The sequence below is a fragment of the Paraclostridium dentum genome, assembly GCF_012922555.1.
Lineage (GTDB): Bacteria > Bacillota > Clostridia > Peptostreptococcales > Peptostreptococcaceae > Paraclostridium > Paraclostridium dentum.
Genome location: NZ_WIPK01000001.1, coordinates 71,548 through 89,910 on the forward strand (window position 1 = coordinate 71,548; position 18,363 = coordinate 89,910).

General features: G+C 29.0%; 20 protein-coding genes. 19 read left to right on the plus strand and 1 reads right to left on the minus strand.

Annotated elements, in window-relative coordinates; all coding sequences use genetic code 11:
- Positions 1–29 precede the first annotated feature (29 nt).
- From speD to metK, 4 genes are all read left to right on the plus strand, one after another.
- On the plus strand, positions 30–455 hold the full coding sequence (gene speD, locus GFJ41_RS00315) for an adenosylmethionine decarboxylase (protein WP_021430742.1): 426 nt from the start codon (positions 30–32) through the stop codon (positions 453–455).
- 169 nt (positions 456–624) lie between these two features.
- The gene (gene speE, locus GFJ41_RS00320; RefSeq protein ID WP_142730353.1) at positions 625–1,476 is read left to right on the plus strand and encodes a polyamine aminopropyltransferase; all 852 of its coding nucleotides are present in this window, start codon (positions 625–627) and stop codon (positions 1,474–1,476) included.
- Entirely contained in the window at positions 1,466–2,344 is an 879-nt protein-coding gene (gene speB, locus GFJ41_RS00325; protein ID WP_170074335.1) for an agmatinase, read from the plus strand. Before speE ends, speB begins: the two co-directional genes overlap by 11 nt.
- Positions 2,345–2,366: 22 nt before the next feature.
- Entirely contained in the window at positions 2,367–3,557 is a 1,191-nt protein-coding gene (gene metK / locus GFJ41_RS00330) for a methionine adenosyltransferase (protein WP_170074336.1), read from the plus strand.
- A gap of 145 nt (positions 3,558–3,702) precedes the next feature.
- On the opposite strand, the gene GFJ41_RS00335 is transcribed toward metK, so the two are convergent.
- Entirely contained in the window at positions 3,703–4,410 is a 708-nt protein-coding gene (locus GFJ41_RS00335) for a helix-turn-helix transcriptional regulator (protein ID WP_170074337.1), read from the minus strand.
- A gap of 156 nt (positions 4,411–4,566) precedes the next feature.
- Between GFJ41_RS00335 and GFJ41_RS00340 the strand changes: the two genes are divergently transcribed.
- The 15 genes from GFJ41_RS00340 (at position 4,567) to GFJ41_RS00405 (ending at position 18,298) form a co-directional block, all read left to right on the plus strand.
- Complete coding sequence (locus GFJ41_RS00340) at positions 4,567–5,310, plus strand: nucleotide-binding protein (RefSeq protein ID WP_170074338.1); 744 nt, start codon at positions 4,567–4,569, stop codon at positions 5,308–5,310.
- Positions 5,311–5,342: 32 nt separating this feature from the next.
- A complete protein-coding gene (locus GFJ41_RS00345; protein ID WP_170074339.1) occupies positions 5,343–6,227 on the plus strand; it encodes an ABC transporter substrate-binding protein in 885 nt (294 codons plus the stop codon).
- Between the two features lie 2 nt (positions 6,228–6,229).
- The gene (locus GFJ41_RS00350) at positions 6,230–7,213 is read left to right on the plus strand and encodes a FecCD family ABC transporter permease (protein WP_035114029.1); all 984 of its coding nucleotides are present in this window, start codon (positions 6,230–6,232) and stop codon (positions 7,211–7,213) included.
- The gene (locus GFJ41_RS00355) at positions 7,213–7,998 is read left to right on the plus strand and encodes an ABC transporter ATP-binding protein (RefSeq protein ID WP_170074340.1); all 786 of its coding nucleotides are present in this window, start codon (positions 7,213–7,215) and stop codon (positions 7,996–7,998) included. Before GFJ41_RS00350 ends, GFJ41_RS00355 begins: the two co-directional genes overlap by 1 nt.
- A 13-nt stretch (positions 7,999–8,011) precedes the next feature.
- Entirely contained in the window at positions 8,012–9,301 is a 1,290-nt protein-coding gene (locus GFJ41_RS00360; protein WP_170074341.1) for a nitrogenase component 1, read from the plus strand.
- Positions 9,288–10,499: a nitrogenase component 1 gene (locus GFJ41_RS00365; protein ID WP_170074342.1), complete on the plus strand. Its 1,212-nt coding sequence runs from the start codon at positions 9,288–9,290 to the stop codon at positions 10,497–10,499. Before GFJ41_RS00360 ends, GFJ41_RS00365 begins: the two co-directional genes overlap by 14 nt.
- A gap of 13 nt (positions 10,500–10,512) precedes the next feature.
- Positions 10,513–10,974, plus strand: a complete 462-nt coding sequence (locus GFJ41_RS00370) for a HugZ family pyridoxamine 5'-phosphate oxidase (protein ID WP_035114019.1) — start codon at positions 10,513–10,515, stop codon at positions 10,972–10,974.
- A 162-nt stretch (positions 10,975–11,136) separates the two neighbouring features.
- Complete coding sequence (locus GFJ41_RS00375) at positions 11,137–12,882, plus strand: methyl-accepting chemotaxis protein (RefSeq protein ID WP_035114017.1); 1,746 nt, start codon at positions 11,137–11,139, stop codon at positions 12,880–12,882.
- Between the two features lie 263 nt (positions 12,883–13,145).
- Entirely contained in the window at positions 13,146–13,475 is a 330-nt protein-coding gene (locus GFJ41_RS00380) for a PadR family transcriptional regulator (protein WP_170074343.1), read from the plus strand.
- 3 nt (positions 13,476–13,478) lie between these two features.
- Complete coding sequence (locus GFJ41_RS00385; RefSeq protein WP_052169042.1) at positions 13,479–14,234, plus strand: permease prefix domain 1-containing protein; 756 nt, start codon at positions 13,479–13,481, stop codon at positions 14,232–14,234.
- Positions 14,235–14,393: 159 nt separating this feature from the next.
- A complete protein-coding gene (locus tag GFJ41_RS00390; RefSeq protein ID WP_170074344.1) occupies positions 14,394–15,812 on the plus strand; it encodes a metallophosphoesterase in 1,419 nt (472 codons plus the stop codon).
- A 31-nt stretch (positions 15,813–15,843) separates the two neighbouring features.
- Positions 15,844–16,278 carry a metallophosphoesterase gene (locus GFJ41_RS18605; RefSeq protein ID WP_226890203.1) on the plus strand — a complete coding sequence of 145 codons (435 nt, stop codon included), beginning with the start codon at positions 15,844–15,846 and terminating at the stop codon, positions 16,276–16,278.
- A gap of 66 nt (positions 16,279–16,344) precedes the next feature.
- Positions 16,345–17,229, plus strand: coding sequence for a metallophosphoesterase family protein (locus GFJ41_RS18610; protein ID WP_226890204.1), 885 nt, complete (start codon positions 16,345–16,347; stop codon positions 17,227–17,229).
- A 193-nt stretch (positions 17,230–17,422) separates the two neighbouring features.
- A complete protein-coding gene (locus GFJ41_RS00400) occupies positions 17,423–17,680 on the plus strand; it encodes an autorepressor SdpR family transcription factor (RefSeq protein WP_035114015.1) in 258 nt (85 codons plus the stop codon).
- Positions 17,681–17,698: 18 nt separating this feature from the next.
- On the plus strand, positions 17,699–18,298 hold the full coding sequence (locus GFJ41_RS00405) for an SdpI family protein (protein ID WP_035114012.1): 600 nt from the start codon (positions 17,699–17,701) through the stop codon (positions 18,296–18,298).
- Positions 18,299–18,363 lie beyond the last annotated feature (65 nt).

Consider the following 18,363-nt stretch of genomic DNA (forward strand, 5'->3'; position numbering starts at 1 on the left):
TTGAAAACTTAATAAGGAGAGTGACGACTATGAAGTTTGAAACTTTAGGAAGACATATATTGGTTGAGTACTATAATTGTGATGAGGATATACTTAGAGATCCAAAGCTTATTGAAAAATATATGAATGACTCAGCTTTAAATGCAAAAGCAACTATAGTAGATTCAGTATTTCACCACTTTAATCCATGGGGAGTATCGGGAGCTGTAATAATAGCAGAATCTCATTTAACTATACACACATGGCCAGAATATGGATATGCAGCTGCAGATTTCTTTACTTGTGGAGATATAGACCCTTGGAAAAGCTTTGAAATGTTAGAAGAATTACTTAAAGCTGAAAGAAGTGAATCAACAGAAATACCTAGAGGATTAACATCAAAGATACAAAAATTTGCAAAAAAAGATTTAGGCAATATTACTCATAAGCCACAAGACGAGCAAGAAGCTATATAAATAATAATAACCTAAATAAATATAAATAAAAAATAAAAAATTAAATTCAAATTCAATTATAACATATAAATAAAAAGCGGTCAAAAAACTGACGGTTAAAAATATATATAAATAAAAATAAAAACATATAAAAATAAAAAATTAAATTCAAAATTCGGAGGTCTAATTTATGGAACTTTGGTATACAGAAGAGTGGACAGACAATGTTCGTTTCTCAATAAAAGTAGATAAACACTTATTTAGCGATCAATCAGATTTTCAAAGGGTTGATGTATTTGAAAGTAAGGAATTTGGAAAGTTTTTAACTTTAGATGGACTTATGATGGTAAGTTACAAAGACGAATTTATATATCATGATATGATAGTTCACGTTCCTATGGCAACTAATATGAATATAAAAAATGTATTAGTCATAGGTGGAGGAGATGGAGGTACTGTAAGAGAGTTAACTAGATATCCTCAAATAGAAAAAATTGATATGGTTGAAATAGATAAAATGGTAGTGGATGTATCAAGAGAGTATATAGATATATGTGCTTGTAAATTAGATGATCCTAGAGTTAACTTGTATTTTGAAGATGGAGTTGCTTTTGTTAAAAATTCAAAAGATAAATCATATGATTTAATAATCGTGGATTCAACAGATCCAATAGGACCTGGAGAAGGGTTATTCTCAGTTGACTTTTACAATGATTGTTACAGAGTATTAAGTGATGAAGGTATACTTGTAAATCAAAATGAAAGCCCATACTTTGACTTTAATGCTAAAGAAATGAAAAGAGCTAATGAAAAAATAACTAATTTATTTCCTATAGCTAAGGTTTACCAAGCTCATATACCTACTTATCCATCAGGACATTGGTTATTTGGTTTTGCATCTAAAAAATATGATCCAATAAAAGATCAAAACAAAGAAGCTTGGGAAAGTTTAAACTTAAAGACTAAATATTACAATAGCAATATACATACTGGGGCATTTATGTTACCTCAATATGTTGTGGATATGTTAAATGAAAAATAAATTTTATAATACACCTACATTTATGAGTATGGATGACTCTTATGAAGAAAGTAAATTAGTTGTATTTGGAGCAGGATTTGATGGAACCACTTCAAATAGACCGGGAACTAGATTTGCAGCATCTTCAATGAGACCTGAGTTTTATGGATTAGAAACTTATAGCCCTATACTTGACTTAGATATGGATGATTATAAGATTTGTGATATTGGAGATTTAGAGCTTAGCATAGGAAATACAGACACAGTTTTAAATGAAATATATGAAGGTACAAAAAGTATTATAAAAGATAATAAAGTACCTTTTATGATAGGTGGAGAACATCTAGTAACATTACCTGCATTTAAAGCAGTACATGAAAAATACAATGATTTATATGTGCTTCACTTTGATGCGCATACAGATTTGAGAGAAGAGTATAATAATAATGAAAATTCACATGCGACAGTTATAAAACGTATATGGGATATTGTCGGAGATAATAAAATATTTCAATTTGGAATAAGATCTGGAACTAAAGAAGAGTTTGAATTTGCATTAAAGTATAAGCATACATATATGGAAACTCACACTATAAATACTTTTAAAGAAATAGTAGATAAACTAGAAAATAAAAATATATATTTAACTATTGATTTAGATGTTTTAGATCCATCTATTTTTCCGGGAACTGGGACTCCAGAACCAGGAGGAGTAACTTATAAAGAGTTTGAGGGGATTTTTAAAATACTAAAAAATTCAAATATAAATTTAGTTGGATTAGATATTGTAGAGCTTAGTCCAGATTATGATAATACAAATGTTTCTACAGTTACGGCATGTAAAATATTAAGAGAATTAGCACTTATAGTAAGCGATAAGATAAAATAAGTAAACCTAGGAGGATAATTAAATGGCAAGACATTTATTTACATCAGAATCAGTTACAGAAGGGCATCCAGATAAAATATGTGATCAAATATCAGATGCAATATTAGATGCACTTTTAACAAATGACCCACAAGCTAGGGTTGCTTGTGAAACAACAGTTACAACAGGATTAGTATTAGTTGCAGGAGAAATAAGTACTAACACTTACGTTGATATACCTAAATTAGTTAGAGAAACAGTTAAAGAAATAGGATATACTAGAGCAAAATTTGGATTTGACGGAGATACTTGTGCAGTTATAACTTCAATAGATGAGCAATCAGGAGATATAGCTATGGGAGTTGATGAAGCTTTAGAAAATAGAAGCGGAGAATTAACTGAAGATGAAATAGAAAAAATAGGAGCTGGAGACCAAGGTATAATGTTTGGTTTTGCATGTAATGAGACAGAGGAATTAATGCCTCTTCCAATATCTCTTGCTCATAAGTTATCAAGAAGATTAACAGAAGTTAGAAAAAGTGGAGAATTAGAATACTTAAGACCAGATGGAAAAACTCAAGTTACTGTTGAATACGATGGAAATAAAGCAGTTAGAGTTCATACAGTATTAATATCTACTCAACATAGTGAAGACATAGATAATGAAACTATAAGAAGAGATTTAATAGGAAAAGTTATAAAAGTTGTTATACCAGAAGTACTTTTAGACGAAGAAACTAAAATATATATAAATCCAACAGGAAGATTCGTTATAGGAGGACCTCAAGGAGATACAGGTCTTACTGGAAGAAAGATAATAATAGATACTTACGGTGGATACTCAAGACATGGAGGAGGAGCTTTCTCAGGAAAAGATCCTACAAAAGTTGATAGATCAGCAGCATATGCTGCAAGATACGTTGCAAAAAATATAGTAGCAGCAGGACTTGCAGACAAATGTGAAATAGAGTTAGCTTATGCTATAGGAGTTGCTAGACCATTATCTGTATTCATAGATACATTTGGAACTGGAAAAGTAAGTGAAGAATTACTTGTTGATTTAGTTAACAAGAACTTTGACTTAAGACCAGGAGCAATAATAAGAGATTTAGACTTAAGAAAGCCTATGTACAAAAATGTTGCAGCTTATGGACACTTTGGTAGAACTGATTTAGATTTACCATGGGAAAGAACTAATAAAGCTGAAACTTTAAGAGAACAAGCAAATATATAGTTAGATAGTATAGCTTGGGACTATATATAACATTTATGCACTAAAGCTAAAAATGCGCAGCTTTAACGTTTCGTCATGTTATATATAGTCCATTCGCTATTTCTATGTGTTATGAAAAGGGTATCGATAAATTCGATACCCTTTTTTATTGTAGCGTAGTGTGTCTATATTCTTGAGGACTAATTCCATTATACTTTTTAAATACTGAAGAGTAGTATGTGTGGTTATTATACCCAACAGATAAGGCTATATCTAAAATTGACTCATCATTTTCTAGTAAAAATTCTTTGCTTTTTTCAACTCTTAATTTATTTAAAAAATTAGAGAATGTATAGCCTGTTTCCTTTTTAAAAATAGAACAGAAATAACTTTTGTTTATATTTAGATGATCACAGACTGTATTGAGATTTATATCATTGTAATAATTCCTATGAATATAATCTATACCTTCTTTTACATATACACTAAACTTATGTTTTTTATAGTACTTATTTTTTATTATAGTTTCTAGAACAGACGAAAAATAATCAGAACATGACAATGGCTTAAATGGAATATCATATTCCTTACACATACTTTCTGATTTAAATGGTCCAACTATAAAATATCCTTTTTGGTTAATAAGATTTAACTTAGGGATTATTATAAAATGTATATTCTCACTAGAATTAATTTTAATAGTAGATGAAGAATTTCTATCTATATTATTTAGGATACCTAAATCATCACATAGTCTAAATAGCTTATCTGAATACCCCTTACTACTTATAAGTTTTAAATTTTTATCTAAAAACTGAATTGGGATTTCTAATAAATCATAAAAATCACTTAATAAACCTTCTAAACTTTTCATTGATTAACCTCCCTTGAATGCAAATATATTTATAAATTTTGAAAATATAGTTAAAGAAATAAAATCTTATAGATAATATAATGTAATTGTAAATGATAATTGATATCAAATAAAAACAACATATTAATATTATGAAATAAGTTAAGGAGAATGTCAATGAGGAAAATAGCTATATATGGGAAGGGTGGAATTGGAAAATCTACCACTACTTCAAATTTATCAGCAGCTTTATCTAGTTTAGGATATAAAGTTATGCAAATAGGGTGTGATCCTAAAGCAGATTCTACTAAAAATTTAATGAAGGGGAAATTTATTCCAACAGTTTTAGATGTCATGAATACTAAAGGCGATGGAGTTGAGTTAGAAGATATAGTATTTAAAGGTTATAATGGAGTACTTTGCGTAGAGGCAGGAGGCCCAACTCCTGGGGTTGGATGCGCAGGAAGGGGTATAATAGCTGCATTTGAGAAGTTAGAAGAGCTTAATGCATTTGAAAAATATAACCCAGACATAGTTATATATGACGTTTTGGGAGATGTTGTATGTGGAGGATTTTCAATGCCTATTCGAAATGGGTATGCAGAAGAAGTATATATAGTAACTTCTGGAGAAATGATGTCTATGTATGCAGCAAGTAATATTTCAACTGCTGTAAATCAATTTAAAAATAGGGGATATGCATCCCTTAAAGGATTAATATTAAATGCTAAAAATGTTGAAGGTGAAATGGATTTAGTTGAAACTTTAGCAGATGAAATAAATAGTGAAGTTTTCCATTATATACCTAGAGAAAAAATGGTACAAATATCAGAAAACGATGGAAAAACAGTTATAGAAAAAGATAAAAATTGCGATATGGCTAATGTTTATTTGGAATTAGCTAAAAAAGTAATAGGATAAAAAATTTGAAAATACATACGGAGGAGAATATTATGAAATTTAGAAAATTAGCGTCAGTTTTTATGATATCAGCATTATTTTTAACGGGTTGCCAAGCTTCAAGTACAGGGCAATCAAAAGAAGAAGAAAAAGAAAAAGTGAGTGTAGTAAGTGCTACTGTATCAGCTACTCAAGTATTAGATAAATTAGATGCAGAAGTTCTTGGGGTTCCTACAACAAAGATGGAATTACCACAAAAATATAAAGATCTACCAAAAGTAGGTCAAGCTATGAGTCCTGATTTAGAAATTGTAGCATCTTTAGAACCAGATTTATTTGTTATGGATAATATGTTTAAGGAAAAAGTTGAAGAAAGTATGAAGGGGTATGATTTAAACACATTTTTCTTTGACACAAGTACATACACAAGCTTTTTATCTAGTATAGAAAAACTAGGAGCTAAAATAGGCGAAGAAAAAGAAGCTACAAAACTTATAAATGAATTAAAAGATGTAGAAAAAGAAGCTAAGGCTAATAAAAAAGGAGAGGCTCCAACAGTAGCAATTTTATTTGGTGGAGGAGAAAACTTCATGCTTGCAACAGATACATCTTATCTAGGGGATTTAACTAAAACGTTAGGTGCTAAAAATATAGCTAATAACTTAGATACTAATGTGAAATCACCATATATACAATTTAGTTTAGAGCAAATACTTGAGCAAAATCCAGATTACATACTAAGATTTGCTCATGGAGAGTTAGAACAAACTAAAAAGGCATTTGACCAAGCTTTTGATAAAAACTCAGCATATAAGGAGTTAGATGCAGTTAAGAACAATAAAGTAATAGATTTAGACCCAAGTGTATTTAATATATCAGCAAACTTACAAGTAAAAGACGCTATAAAGACTCTTGGAGAAATTTTTTACGGTAATTAATTATGAAAATTAATAAAAAATATTTAACAATAGGTCTATCACTAGCATCACTACTTATACTCTTAGTGCTATTAACTACTATTGGAAGTGTTAACTTAAGCTTTACAGAGATTATAAATGCACTAATTAACAATGATAATAAAATGGTGACTACAATAGTTTATAAAATGAGATTACCGAGAAATATATTAGCAGCATTAGTTGGAGCTAACTTAGCTGTAAGTGGAGTTCTTTTACAATCAGTTATGAAAAACCCGCTAGCAGACCCTGGAATAACAGGAGTTTCGAGTGGAGCAAGTGTAGCAGCTATTTTTATCCTATTACTTCTACCAAAATACACGGGAATACTTCCTATTGCTGCATTTATAGGTGGGGCTATAGCTTGCATATTAGTATTTTTAATGGCTTATAAAAATGGATTAAAGCCAGGAAGGATAGTGCTAGCTGGTGTTGCTATAAACACTATATTAGGAGGTGTAATTTCATATTTATCAACTATGTATAGTGATAGAATACAAAGCGCTATGCTTTGGTTAAATGGTAGTTTAGCTACCAAGACTTGGGCAGATGTTGAAATGCTATTTATATATTCAATAGTAGGATTAGTTATATCATTATTTCTTATAAGAAGTGCAAATGTACTTCAATTAGGGGATGATGCAGCTACTAACTTAGGATTTAATGTTAACTTAACTAGACTATTGATATCAGGAGTAGCTGTATTTTTGGCAGCTACATCTACAGCGGTAGTTGGAATTATAAGCTTTGTAGGTCTTATAGTTCCTCATATAGCAAGGATGATAATGGGAAGTGATCATAAGTTTACCATACCATTTAGTATGATTTTAGGAAGTATAGTTTTATTAGTTGCAGACACATTAGGCAGAACTATTGGAGGCGCTGTAGAAATACCAGTAGGTGTAATAATGTCTATAGTTGGAGGACCATTCTTCTTATACTTGCTAAGAAAGAGAGGGAACTTTTAATGATTAGTTGTAAGAATTTAAAAGTTGGATATGAGGAAAAAGTAATAATTGAAAATTTAAGCCTAAGCATAAATAAAGGTGAAGTAGTTTCTATAATAGGGCCTAATGGTTGTGGAAAATCAACATTATTAAAAACTTTATCTAGAATTATAAAACCTATGAGCGGAGAAATATATATACAAAATGAAAGCATAAAAAAATTAAAAAGTAAGCATATATCTCAAAAAGTATGCTTATTATCTCAACATAATGATGCACCGGGAGATTTGACAGTTGAAGAACTAGTTTACTTTGGAAGGATGCCTCATAAAAAATGGTACGAAAGTAAAACTAAATCTGATGAAGAGATTGTAAATTGGGCTATAAAAAATACAGGATTAAAAAAATATAAAAACACTCCTATAAATTCTTTATCAGGAGGAGAAAGACAAAGGGCTTATATCGCGCAGGCCCTTTGTCAAAAACCAGATATACTTTTACTAGATGAGCCAACTACATATCTAGATATATCATATCAATTAGAAGTTATGGAGTTGGTAAGAGAAATCAATGAAAAGTTTAATATAACTATTGTCATGGTACTTCATGAACTAAATCAGGCAAGTAAATATAGTGACAGGTTGGTTATTATGAAAGATGGAGAGGTAGTTTCAGATGGATGCCCAAGAGAGATTATAAACAAAGAAACTATAAAACAAGTTTATAAAATAGAATGTGATATAGATAATGACCCAATTTCTAATAAACCAAGAATCCATCCAATACAGACTATAAAGATAGCTTAGGAGATTGAGATTTATGTATAGTTTAGACGTTTTAAATAAATTAGATGAAATAAATGAAGATAAAGATATAAAGTCTTTGTCTCACGCAATATTTCCAGGAACACACTGTCCATTATTTGGTGTTATGCTTACAGCAAGCTATATAAAAAATATGCCAGTTTTAGTTGTTGGAACTAGCGAGTGTACTTATTACACTAAAAATTTTGCATATCATAGGCAAAAGGGTAAAGATAGTGTATATTCACTTGCACTTAAAGAAAAAGATGTAGTGTTTGGAGCTCAAATAAAGGTCGAGAAAGCAATAAAGCAAATTGTGGAAATAGAAGAACCTGATGCGATAATGATAGTTACTACATGTGTTCCAGAACTTATAGGGGAAGATTATTCATCTATAGAGTATAGTTTATCAGATGAAATTAATATACCTATATTTGTAGTAAATACAGAGCATTTTAAATGTAATTCTCATATACCAGGAATGACTAGAGCTTTAAAATCATTAGGGAATGCTATGAATAAGCCTAAGTATAATGAAGGGGTAAACATATTAGGACATAGACAATCTGATGTTGAAAAAACAGAATTAGTAAACCTTTTAAAAAGTCAAGGTATAAAAATCAACACAGTTATACCTTCCAAATGTGATATAGAAGATATAAAAAATGCTTCTAATGTAAAATTAAATATTGTTACAGATATGATTGCAATAGATCTTGCAAAATATATGAAAGAAAAGTTTAGTATCGATTATATTTATTTTGATAAGCATATGAGTAAAAATATAATTTTTGAAAACTATCATAAGTTAAGCAAAATATTAGATATAGATTTTAATAAAAAATTAAGTGAACAAAGAAAAGAATACGATGAACTATTCTTAAAATTAAGCGAGATATTAAAAGGAAAAAAACTTATATACGGAAATACTCCAATGATGGCATTTGAGACTGTAGATTTTTTAAGTGACTTAGGTGCTATACCTATATTTGTGCAAGTAAGAGAGCTATATGAACAAGATAAAATATTTAAAGAGAATTTGATAGAAAAAGGATTTAACCCATATGTTAGTAGAATAGCTAATATTGCTCCACTAAGATACTTATATGATTCTATAGGAGCTGACTTGTATATAGGTCACGAAAATCCTATGTTACTTAGAGAAAAAGGACTTATGCAAATAACTATGGATTCTCATGCTCAAAAAATAGGATATGAATTACCGATAGCTATGATGAAAGACTTAATTAAATTATTTCAGATGAAAAATAACAAAATGGGAGGTATGATGCATGGAAGTTTATAAGTATTTCCCAGTTGCAAACGATAGAATGGGTATTATATGGACTTTGTCATCTATAAAAGATGCATGTGTTATAGAGTTTGGGCCAGCTGGAACTACTCATTATGCAATAGAAGGAATAGGCAGTTTAAATGGAGAAGATGAAGCAAAGGTATATTCTACACATATGGATCAAAGTGATGTTACATTTGGAAAATATGATAGACTTGAAAAAGCAATATTAGAAATTGATGAAAACATATCTCCAAAGTATATATTTGTAATAGCATCTTCTATATCATCTATTATAGGAGCAGATATAAATAGCATTTGTGATATATTAAAAAACAGGACTAAAGCAAAACTAATACCTATAACTACCGGCGGTTTAAAAGATGATTATAACGTTGGTGTTGAGTATATGCTTAAGCTATTGGCGTCTCAAGTTGTAAAAGAAAATATAAAAGATATCAATAAATATAATATATTAGGATTTAATATAGATAAATACAACTACTTATCTGATGCTAAAGAGCTTGAGCGATTAATGAGAGACCTGTTTAATAAAGATTTAAATACGATCTTTACAGCTAATTCTAGTATAGAAGATATTGAAAATTCAACAAAAGCATCACTAAATATAGTTGTTAGAAAAGAAGCTTTAAAGGCAGCTGAGTATATGAAAGAAAAATATAATATACCATATATTTATAAAAATCTATACGGACTAAAGAACACTATCGATTTTATAGAAGAAGTAAATCAAATTGAAGGATACGACTTGAATAAAGCGAAATTTGATGAAGAAGTTCAGCTTGTTAAAAAGCATATGTTTGGATTAAAGAGAAAGTTTTATTTCTATAATGAAATAAAAGCTTGTGCAGTATTTGGAGACTATGATACTGTTTTAGGCTTTAATGATATGCTAACTGAATTAGGTCTAAATGTAATTAGAAAAGAAATTTTATATAAAATTACATGTGAAGATGATGAAATTCTAGTTGGAAAAAGTGAATTAGAAAGGATGAAATTCCTAAAAGAAAATGAATTAATGATTCTTTTAGGGGATGGACCTAGTATAGATATGAAGCATGATTCTAAACTAGATATACAAGTAAGTAATCCTAATCTTGAAAAAGTAAATATATATCCATACACACCGTTTGTTGGATTTAGAGGATGCTTATATATTATTGAACAAATATTAAATATAAAATCATAGGAGAATAGACATTATGGAAAATTTACTAAAATCACAAAAAAGTTTAATGATAAGTTCATTGAGTAAGAACAGTGGTCCAGAAGTAAGTTATGCACCTTTTATAATGAAAAACAATAAATTATATATTTATATAAGTAAAGCTGCTAATCATTATTTCAACTTATTAGAAAATAATAAATGCTCAGTTATGATAATTGAAGATGAAAATGAAAGTAAATCTATATTTGCAAGACAGAGAGTAAGCTTTTCTTGTGAAGTAGAAATTAAACAAGATGATGAAAGATATATATTAGATGAGTTTGAAAAAATTCATGGAAGTCAAATAATGATGGTATTAAAAAGCTTAGATTTTGATATTTTTGAATTAAATATAAAAAGTGGAAGATTAGTTAAAGGATTTGGGCAAGCTTTCGATATTGAAGTTTTGGATGATGAGTTTGTACTAAATCAAGTAACTGGTGGAGGACATAAATAAAAGTAAGGCATTGCACTATGTGTAATGCCTTATTTTTATTAAAGTATATAAGTTTTTATCCGTATACAAATAGATGGTATCAAATTAGCTATATTTTAGAAGTTATTATACTAATTTTTAAGAAAAGCTATCATAATCAACAGAGGACAGGGAGGAAAATATATGAATTTAAAAAACTTAAAAATAGGACAAAAGTTAGGGTTGGCATTTGTTATTTTATTAGTGCTTACAGCATTATCAAATTTATTTTTAATAAGTAACCTAAAAAAATCTGCAAATCAAAGTCACGACTTATATACAGGTCCTTTTCAAGTAACAAATGAATCTATGAGTATTAGAAGAGATTTAGTATCTATAGATCAAAATGTTATGAACTCTATTGCGGGGAACAAGCCTGAAGAGCATGAAGCATCGGCTCAAAAAGACTTTGAAAGTATTGAAAATAGTATGAAAATACTTAGAGAAAAAGCTTTAGGTGATAAAAAGCTAGTTAGCGATCTTGAAGCATCTATAGAAAATCTTAAAAAAGAAAATAACAATATATATTCACTTTTACATCAAGGAAAAGCACAGGAAGCACAACAAATTGCAATAACAGATGGAAGTGGATACTACAATGGATATGTTGCATCTATAAATGCAGCAAAAGCTGTATATGAAGATGAAAAAGCTCGTAGTGTAGAATTTGATAAAGAGATAAAAGAAAGATCATCAAAAGCTATTACATCTTCTGTAGTAATAAGTGCAGTTGTTATATTAACAGGGCTTGGTATATGTATATTTATAACAAAAAAATTACAAACTCCAATCAAAGAATTAGAATCTGCTGCAAATAAGATGGCAGGTGGAGATTTTGATATAGATATTGAGTATGATTCAAAAGATGAATTAGGGTCATTATCAGATAGTATGCGTCAAATGAGTAATAGAACAAAAGAGATTATAATGGATACTACACACGTATTAGAAGAAGTTGCATCTGGAAACTTTGATGTTGAAACTAGTACTGAGTACGTAGGTGTATTCAAAGTAATAGAAAGCTCTGTTTTAAAAATAACTAAAGATCTAAGTGAAATAATGTTACAAATAAACTTAGCATCAGAAGAAGTTGAAGGTGCATCAAATCAAGTATCAAGTGGATCACAACTTTTAGCACAAGGTGCTACAGAACAAGCAAGTGCAGTGGAAGAATTATCTGCAACTATAGCAGAAATATCAGATAAAATTAAAGAAAATGCTGATAATGCAAAGAAAGCAAATTCATTAATGTTAAATTCAAGTAAGCAAGTTAAAGAAGGAAATGACCAAATGACTCATATGATAAAAGCCATGGAAGAAATATCATTTACTTCTAATGAGATAGCTAGAATAATAAAAACAATAGATGACATAGCATTCCAAACTAATATATTAGCATTAAATGCAGCGGTAGAAGCGGCTCGTGCAGGAGAAGCTGGTAAAGGATTTGCTGTTGTTGCAGATGAAGTTAGAAACCTAGCATCTAAATCAGCTGAGGCCGCAAAAAATACAGCTACACTTATTGAAAATTCAATAGAAGCCGTTGATAAAGGTAATGAAATAGTGGAAAATACAGCTGATTCATTCAAGAGAATAATAAATACAACAAATAGAACAACTGCAGTAGTTAATGATATAGCAAAAACATCTGAAGATGAAGCTAATGCAATAAATCAAGTTACACTAGGAGTAGATCAAATATCTGAAGTAGTTCAAACAAATTCAGCAACTTCAGAAGAAAGTGCAGCTGCTAGTGAAGAATTAAGTGGACAAGCACAAATGTTAAAATCACTTATAGAAAGATTTAAGTTAAAAAGTGAAAATGGTTCAAGTAAAAATATAAACTTTGAAGAAGAATTAGATAATTATTTTGGAGCTAAAAATGTTTAAATTTAGCTAGTTTTATATGCTAGTTATGATATATAGTCTTCGGGAACTAAAGCCTAAAAGCGTGGCTTTAACGTTTTGTCAGACTATATATCATAACTTAGCTTGAAAAAAGTCAAACTGAATTTTATTGAAGGTGTCGTGGAGTTGCGACACCTTTTATTTTTTTGTTTTTGAAATTACACTTGCATTACGAGGTATTTTGATTTACTATATTTATGTAACTACATCGCATAGTGAGGTACTTAATGAACGGAGGTGATTTTATGGAATTAAATAAAGAAGTTTTAAAAGGGCATATAGATACATTAATTTTAGCTATTTTAGATGAAGAAGATTCTTATGGATATGAAATAGCTAAAATTGTTAGGGATAAAACTACATTTGAATTAAAAGATGGAACAATGTATGTTTCTCTTAAAAGATTAGAAACAAAAGGATTGATAAAATCTTACTGGGGAAATGAACAAGGGGCAGGCAGTAGAAGAAAGTATTATAACATAACTGATGAAGGAAGAACCGCTTTAGATATAAAAATACAAGAGTGGGATTTTGTCCAAAACATAATGAATCAATTTTTAAAGGGGAGAAAATAAGTTATGAAAATTATTGATGAATATTTAAAGTCATTATATAAAAATGATAAAAGTAAGGAAGTAAAAGAGTTAAAAGAAGAATTAAGGGAGCATTTAATAACATCAACTAATGAATTTATTGATAATGGATACTCAGAAGAAGATGCGCAAAGGGAAGCTATAAATCAATTTGATGGTGGAACTGAAATGCTAAAAGATTTGCATAAATCGCTTAAGGAAAGTAAAAAGGATAATGAAAAATTAAATAAGAAGATTGTAAATATATTTAGGAATATGTTTATAATATCATTAATATTATGGCTTGCAACTATGGTTTATTGTGATAGATTAGTAGATAAATTAGAGTTCATATCACCTATGCTAGGTGGAGAGATTTATAAAGCGGGAATTGCAAAACGAATAGATAAGCCAGAAACATATAAAAAACAAATTGAAGATATATTAAAAAGTAAAGATTTTAAGTATGTAAGATATTTAGAAATTAATCCAGATCCTGACAAAAAACCTATTTATAGATATACTGACAATTCAAATCAAACTGAATCTATAGCCATAAGGGGACAAGACATAGGTCCTAGAGATAAGAATGGAAAAGCGGCAAACTTTGAAATTGGGGTAGATTATAGACCTGTATTAAGAACTGGAAGTTTTTTAACTGGAATTTTTTATGTTGGTATAATTACTTTAATTACTTACATCGTATTATTAATAAGATACAAAATTAAATTTAGGAAAAAATTAATCTATAGAGAAGTTTAATCTATAAAACTAATTGTAGGTGTCGAAGGGTTACGACACCTTTTTTATGCTTATGGATTAAAAATTGTGAATTGTTAGAATATTAAGTTAAAAGGTAATTAAGAAAATATGGTGAATAATTAATAATATTGGTAAAAAATGACAAATAAGGGGTGCATTATGAATAAAAAACTATTTGGAGGATTATTAATAACAAGTATGTTATTAATATCGGGGTGTACATCTACTAAAACTACAGATGTAAATTTATTAGCGACTACAGATTTACATGGAGTACTTCCAAATGAATTAAGTGAATATGTAGCAAGTGAAAAAAAGAAAGATAAAAATATAACATTAGTAGATGCTGGTGATTTTTGTGATAGTGAATTCGGTGTATCTGGGGATATGGAAAAATTCTTTGAACAGACAGGGCAGGATAGGTTAGAGAATAATATACAATATAGGGATATGCCTTTAGCAAAAGAAATGAAAGCTATTGGATATGACACTGTAACTCTTGGAAATCATGAGTTTTTAGGAAGTAAAAAAGAATTAGATAATATGATAACTAGCTTTGAAAAACAAGGTGTAAGTGTCTTATCAGCAAATACATATAAATCAAATGGAGAAAGTTATACAAAGCCGTATGTAATAAAAGAAGTAGAAACTCCAGAGGGAACTGTAAAATTAGGAATACTGGGACTTACTATAAAAGAAGTTGGAGAAAGTAAATACTGGGATGGAGAAAAGTTAGTAGAAAATAAATCTTTGGAACTTAAAGATCAAGCTGGTTTTAAGGGAGAACTGTATATGACAGACTTAGTGGAAGATGCTAAAAAATGGGTCAAAGTCATGAAAGAAAAGGATAAAGCTGATGTTATAGTAGCTGTTGCTCACACTGGAGAGAAACCTAAAAAACCAAGACACCCAGGAAATAGAATACAAGATTTAGCTACCCAAGTTGATGGTATAGATGCAATTGTAGCAGGGCATAACCATGTTCAAATTAAACAAAATGATTATAAAAATAAATCCGGAGAGAATGTTATAGTAACAGAACCTGGAAAACATGGAGAATGTATTTCAAAAATAAATTTAAAGTTAGAAAAAGATGGAGACAAATGGGAAGTTATTGATAAATCAAGTGATATAGTTCAATTTGAAAAAAGTAAAAAAGCTCTAAATGAGATGTGTAACAATATAGGCATATTTGGAACTTTATTATTTGAGAATAAAGACAAATTAGGTGAAGAAATAAGTTTTGGTAAAACTGTTCCTTTTAAATGGAATAAACTATATGTGTTTAGTCCAAAAACACCAAGAGAAAAAATTTATAAAACAGTTGGCTATAAGTTTTTAAACATTGCTGAAAGTAATAAACCACAGTTAGTATTTATGAATGGAAATGAAGTTGTCTTATACTTAAGCGGAGAAGATAAATGTGCACCATGGAGCTTTGATTTTAAAAAATCAGATTTTAATGATGGAGTTTTAACTATTAGAGCTGATAAAAATGACTGCTTTAGAATGGAAGAAGGAGAAGAAAATACATATACGAATAGTCCTATGATTAAGTTTGTTTATACATCTAAGTAGAGTTAAGATGAAGGAAGGGTTTTGAGATTTTATGAATAAAAAATTATTATATATAACTATAGGAATAGTTACAATTTTTATAGGGGGATGCACATCTACAAAAACGACAAATATAAGTGTATTAGCTACTACAGACTTACATGGAATCTTACCATATGAGTTAAGTGATTATGTTGCAAATAAAAAAAGTAAAGATAAGAATATTACTTTAGTTGATGCAGGAGATTTCTTTGACTTAGGGTTTGGAGCATCTGACGATATGAATAGATATTTTGATAAACGTAGAGAAAATAGAAATATTGAAGAATACATAGAAGCACCTATAGCAAAGGAAATGAAAGATATAGGGTATGATGCGGTAGTTCTTGGAAATCATGAATTTGTATCTAATAATAAGTTTTATCTAGACAATTTAATATCTGATTTTGAAAAACAAAAAATAGATGTATTATCAGCAAATGCATAGAAAAATAATGGAGATAATTATACAAAACCATATGTTATAAAAAAAATAAATACGCCACAAGGTACTTTGAAATTAGGAATTTTAGGGCTTACAATAAAAGAAGTTGGAGAAGGGGATGTAGAATTAAAAGATTTACCAAATTACAACCAAGAACTGTATATGACAGATTTAGTAGAAGATGCTAAAAAATGGGTTAAGGTTATGAAAGAAAAAGACAAAGCTGATGTTATCGTAGCTGTTGCTCACACTGGAGAAAAGCCTAAAAAACCAAGACACCCAGGAAATAGAATACAAGATTTAGCTACTCAAGTTGATGGTATAGATGCAATTGTGGCAGGGCATAACCATGTTCAAATTAAACAACATGATTATAAAAATAAAGCTGGTGAAAATGTTATAGTAACAGAACCTGGGAAACATGGGGAATGTATATCCAAGATAAATTTCAATATAGAAAAAACTAAAGATGGATGGGATGTAGTTGATAAATCTAGCGAAATAGTCCAGTTTGAAAAAAGTAAGAAAGAATTAGAAGATATGTGTAATAATCCAGGAAATTTACATATTAAAATTATGGATTTAAGTGAATATACTAAAGAAGTTAATATAGGTGAATTAAAACCTTTTGAATGGGATAAGGCATATGCATTTAAGATAGGAACTCCAAAAGAAGAAATTTATAAAACTATTGGATATAAGTTCTTAAATATTGGGGAATCAGAAGTTGGAGAGTTTAATCAAGTTGCTTTTATGAAAGAAAACAAAGTAGTATGTTACTTATATGGGAACAAAGAAATGACTGGATTTGGCATAAACTTTAATGATAATGATTTTAAAGGAAATGTTTTAGAAATTATCCCTGGGAAGAATGACAAGTTTTCAATTGATAGAAGTGAAAAAGAACCTTTATATGGACTTCCTATAGTTAACTTAAATTATGTAGGACAATAAGATACTTATAAAAAAGATATCGCATATTACTTAGTGTGATATCTTTTTCTACGTTTAAGAAAATTAACCTTAATAAAAGAAAGGTGATAGAATATGATATTCAGTAGATATTGCAATTTAAAAGTAACTAGAATATAATAAGTATATAGATATTTAACTAATTAGCTAAATATATAAAGAAAGGAATACATTTATGGGAAAAGTATTTAAAGCTTTAAGTGATGAAACAAGAAGAGAAATTTTAAAACTTTTGAATAATAAGGATTTAAGTGCAGGGGAGATATCTAACCACTTTGACATGTCAAAACCATCTATATCCAAACATTTGGATATTTTAAGAGATGCAGAACTTATAAGTTCTGAAAAGAAGGGACAGTTTGTAATTTATTCTATAAATACTTCTGTAATCCAAGAAGTTTTAGGGAATTTTTTAGATATATTTCAAAAATAATAAAGGGGGAATGTATATATGAGAAAGATTGATATTACAGGTATAGTGCTTTCTATAGCATCGTTATTAATTATAATTTGGGGGACAATAGCACCAGAAAATAATTTGAGTTTTACTGTTGTTGTAGCACTCGCTATTATTTCAATGATAATTTTAGATATCAAAGCATCAAAGGTATCAAATTTATCAGAAGGAAATCCTAAAATTAAGACTATGAGATTTTTGAATAGACTTAGTATGTTAGTTTTTACAGGGTTTTACTTATTGACTATTATGCCATCAACTAAGGATTTATTAAACTTAAAAAATAATGATATGGTGATAGTTACTTTGGTATCTATTCTAATTATGGTATTTGGAAACTCTGCACCCAAAATACCATTTAATAGATATTTAGGATTAAGACTTCCTTGGACTATAAGAGATGAAGATACTTGGAAATTAGCTCATAAAATTTTAGGATATATTTCTTTTCCAATAGCAATTATTATGTTTATATCAGCATTTTTCTTTAAAATAGAAACATCTTCAACTATATGCATATTATTGTGGATAATAATCCCAGGGGCGTATTCATTTATATTTTATTATAAAAAAATGAAGGGTTTAAAAGCATAAAAAATACCTATTAAATTTGATAGGTATTTTTTATATTTTTGATTTAAATAAATTGTTGATATAGG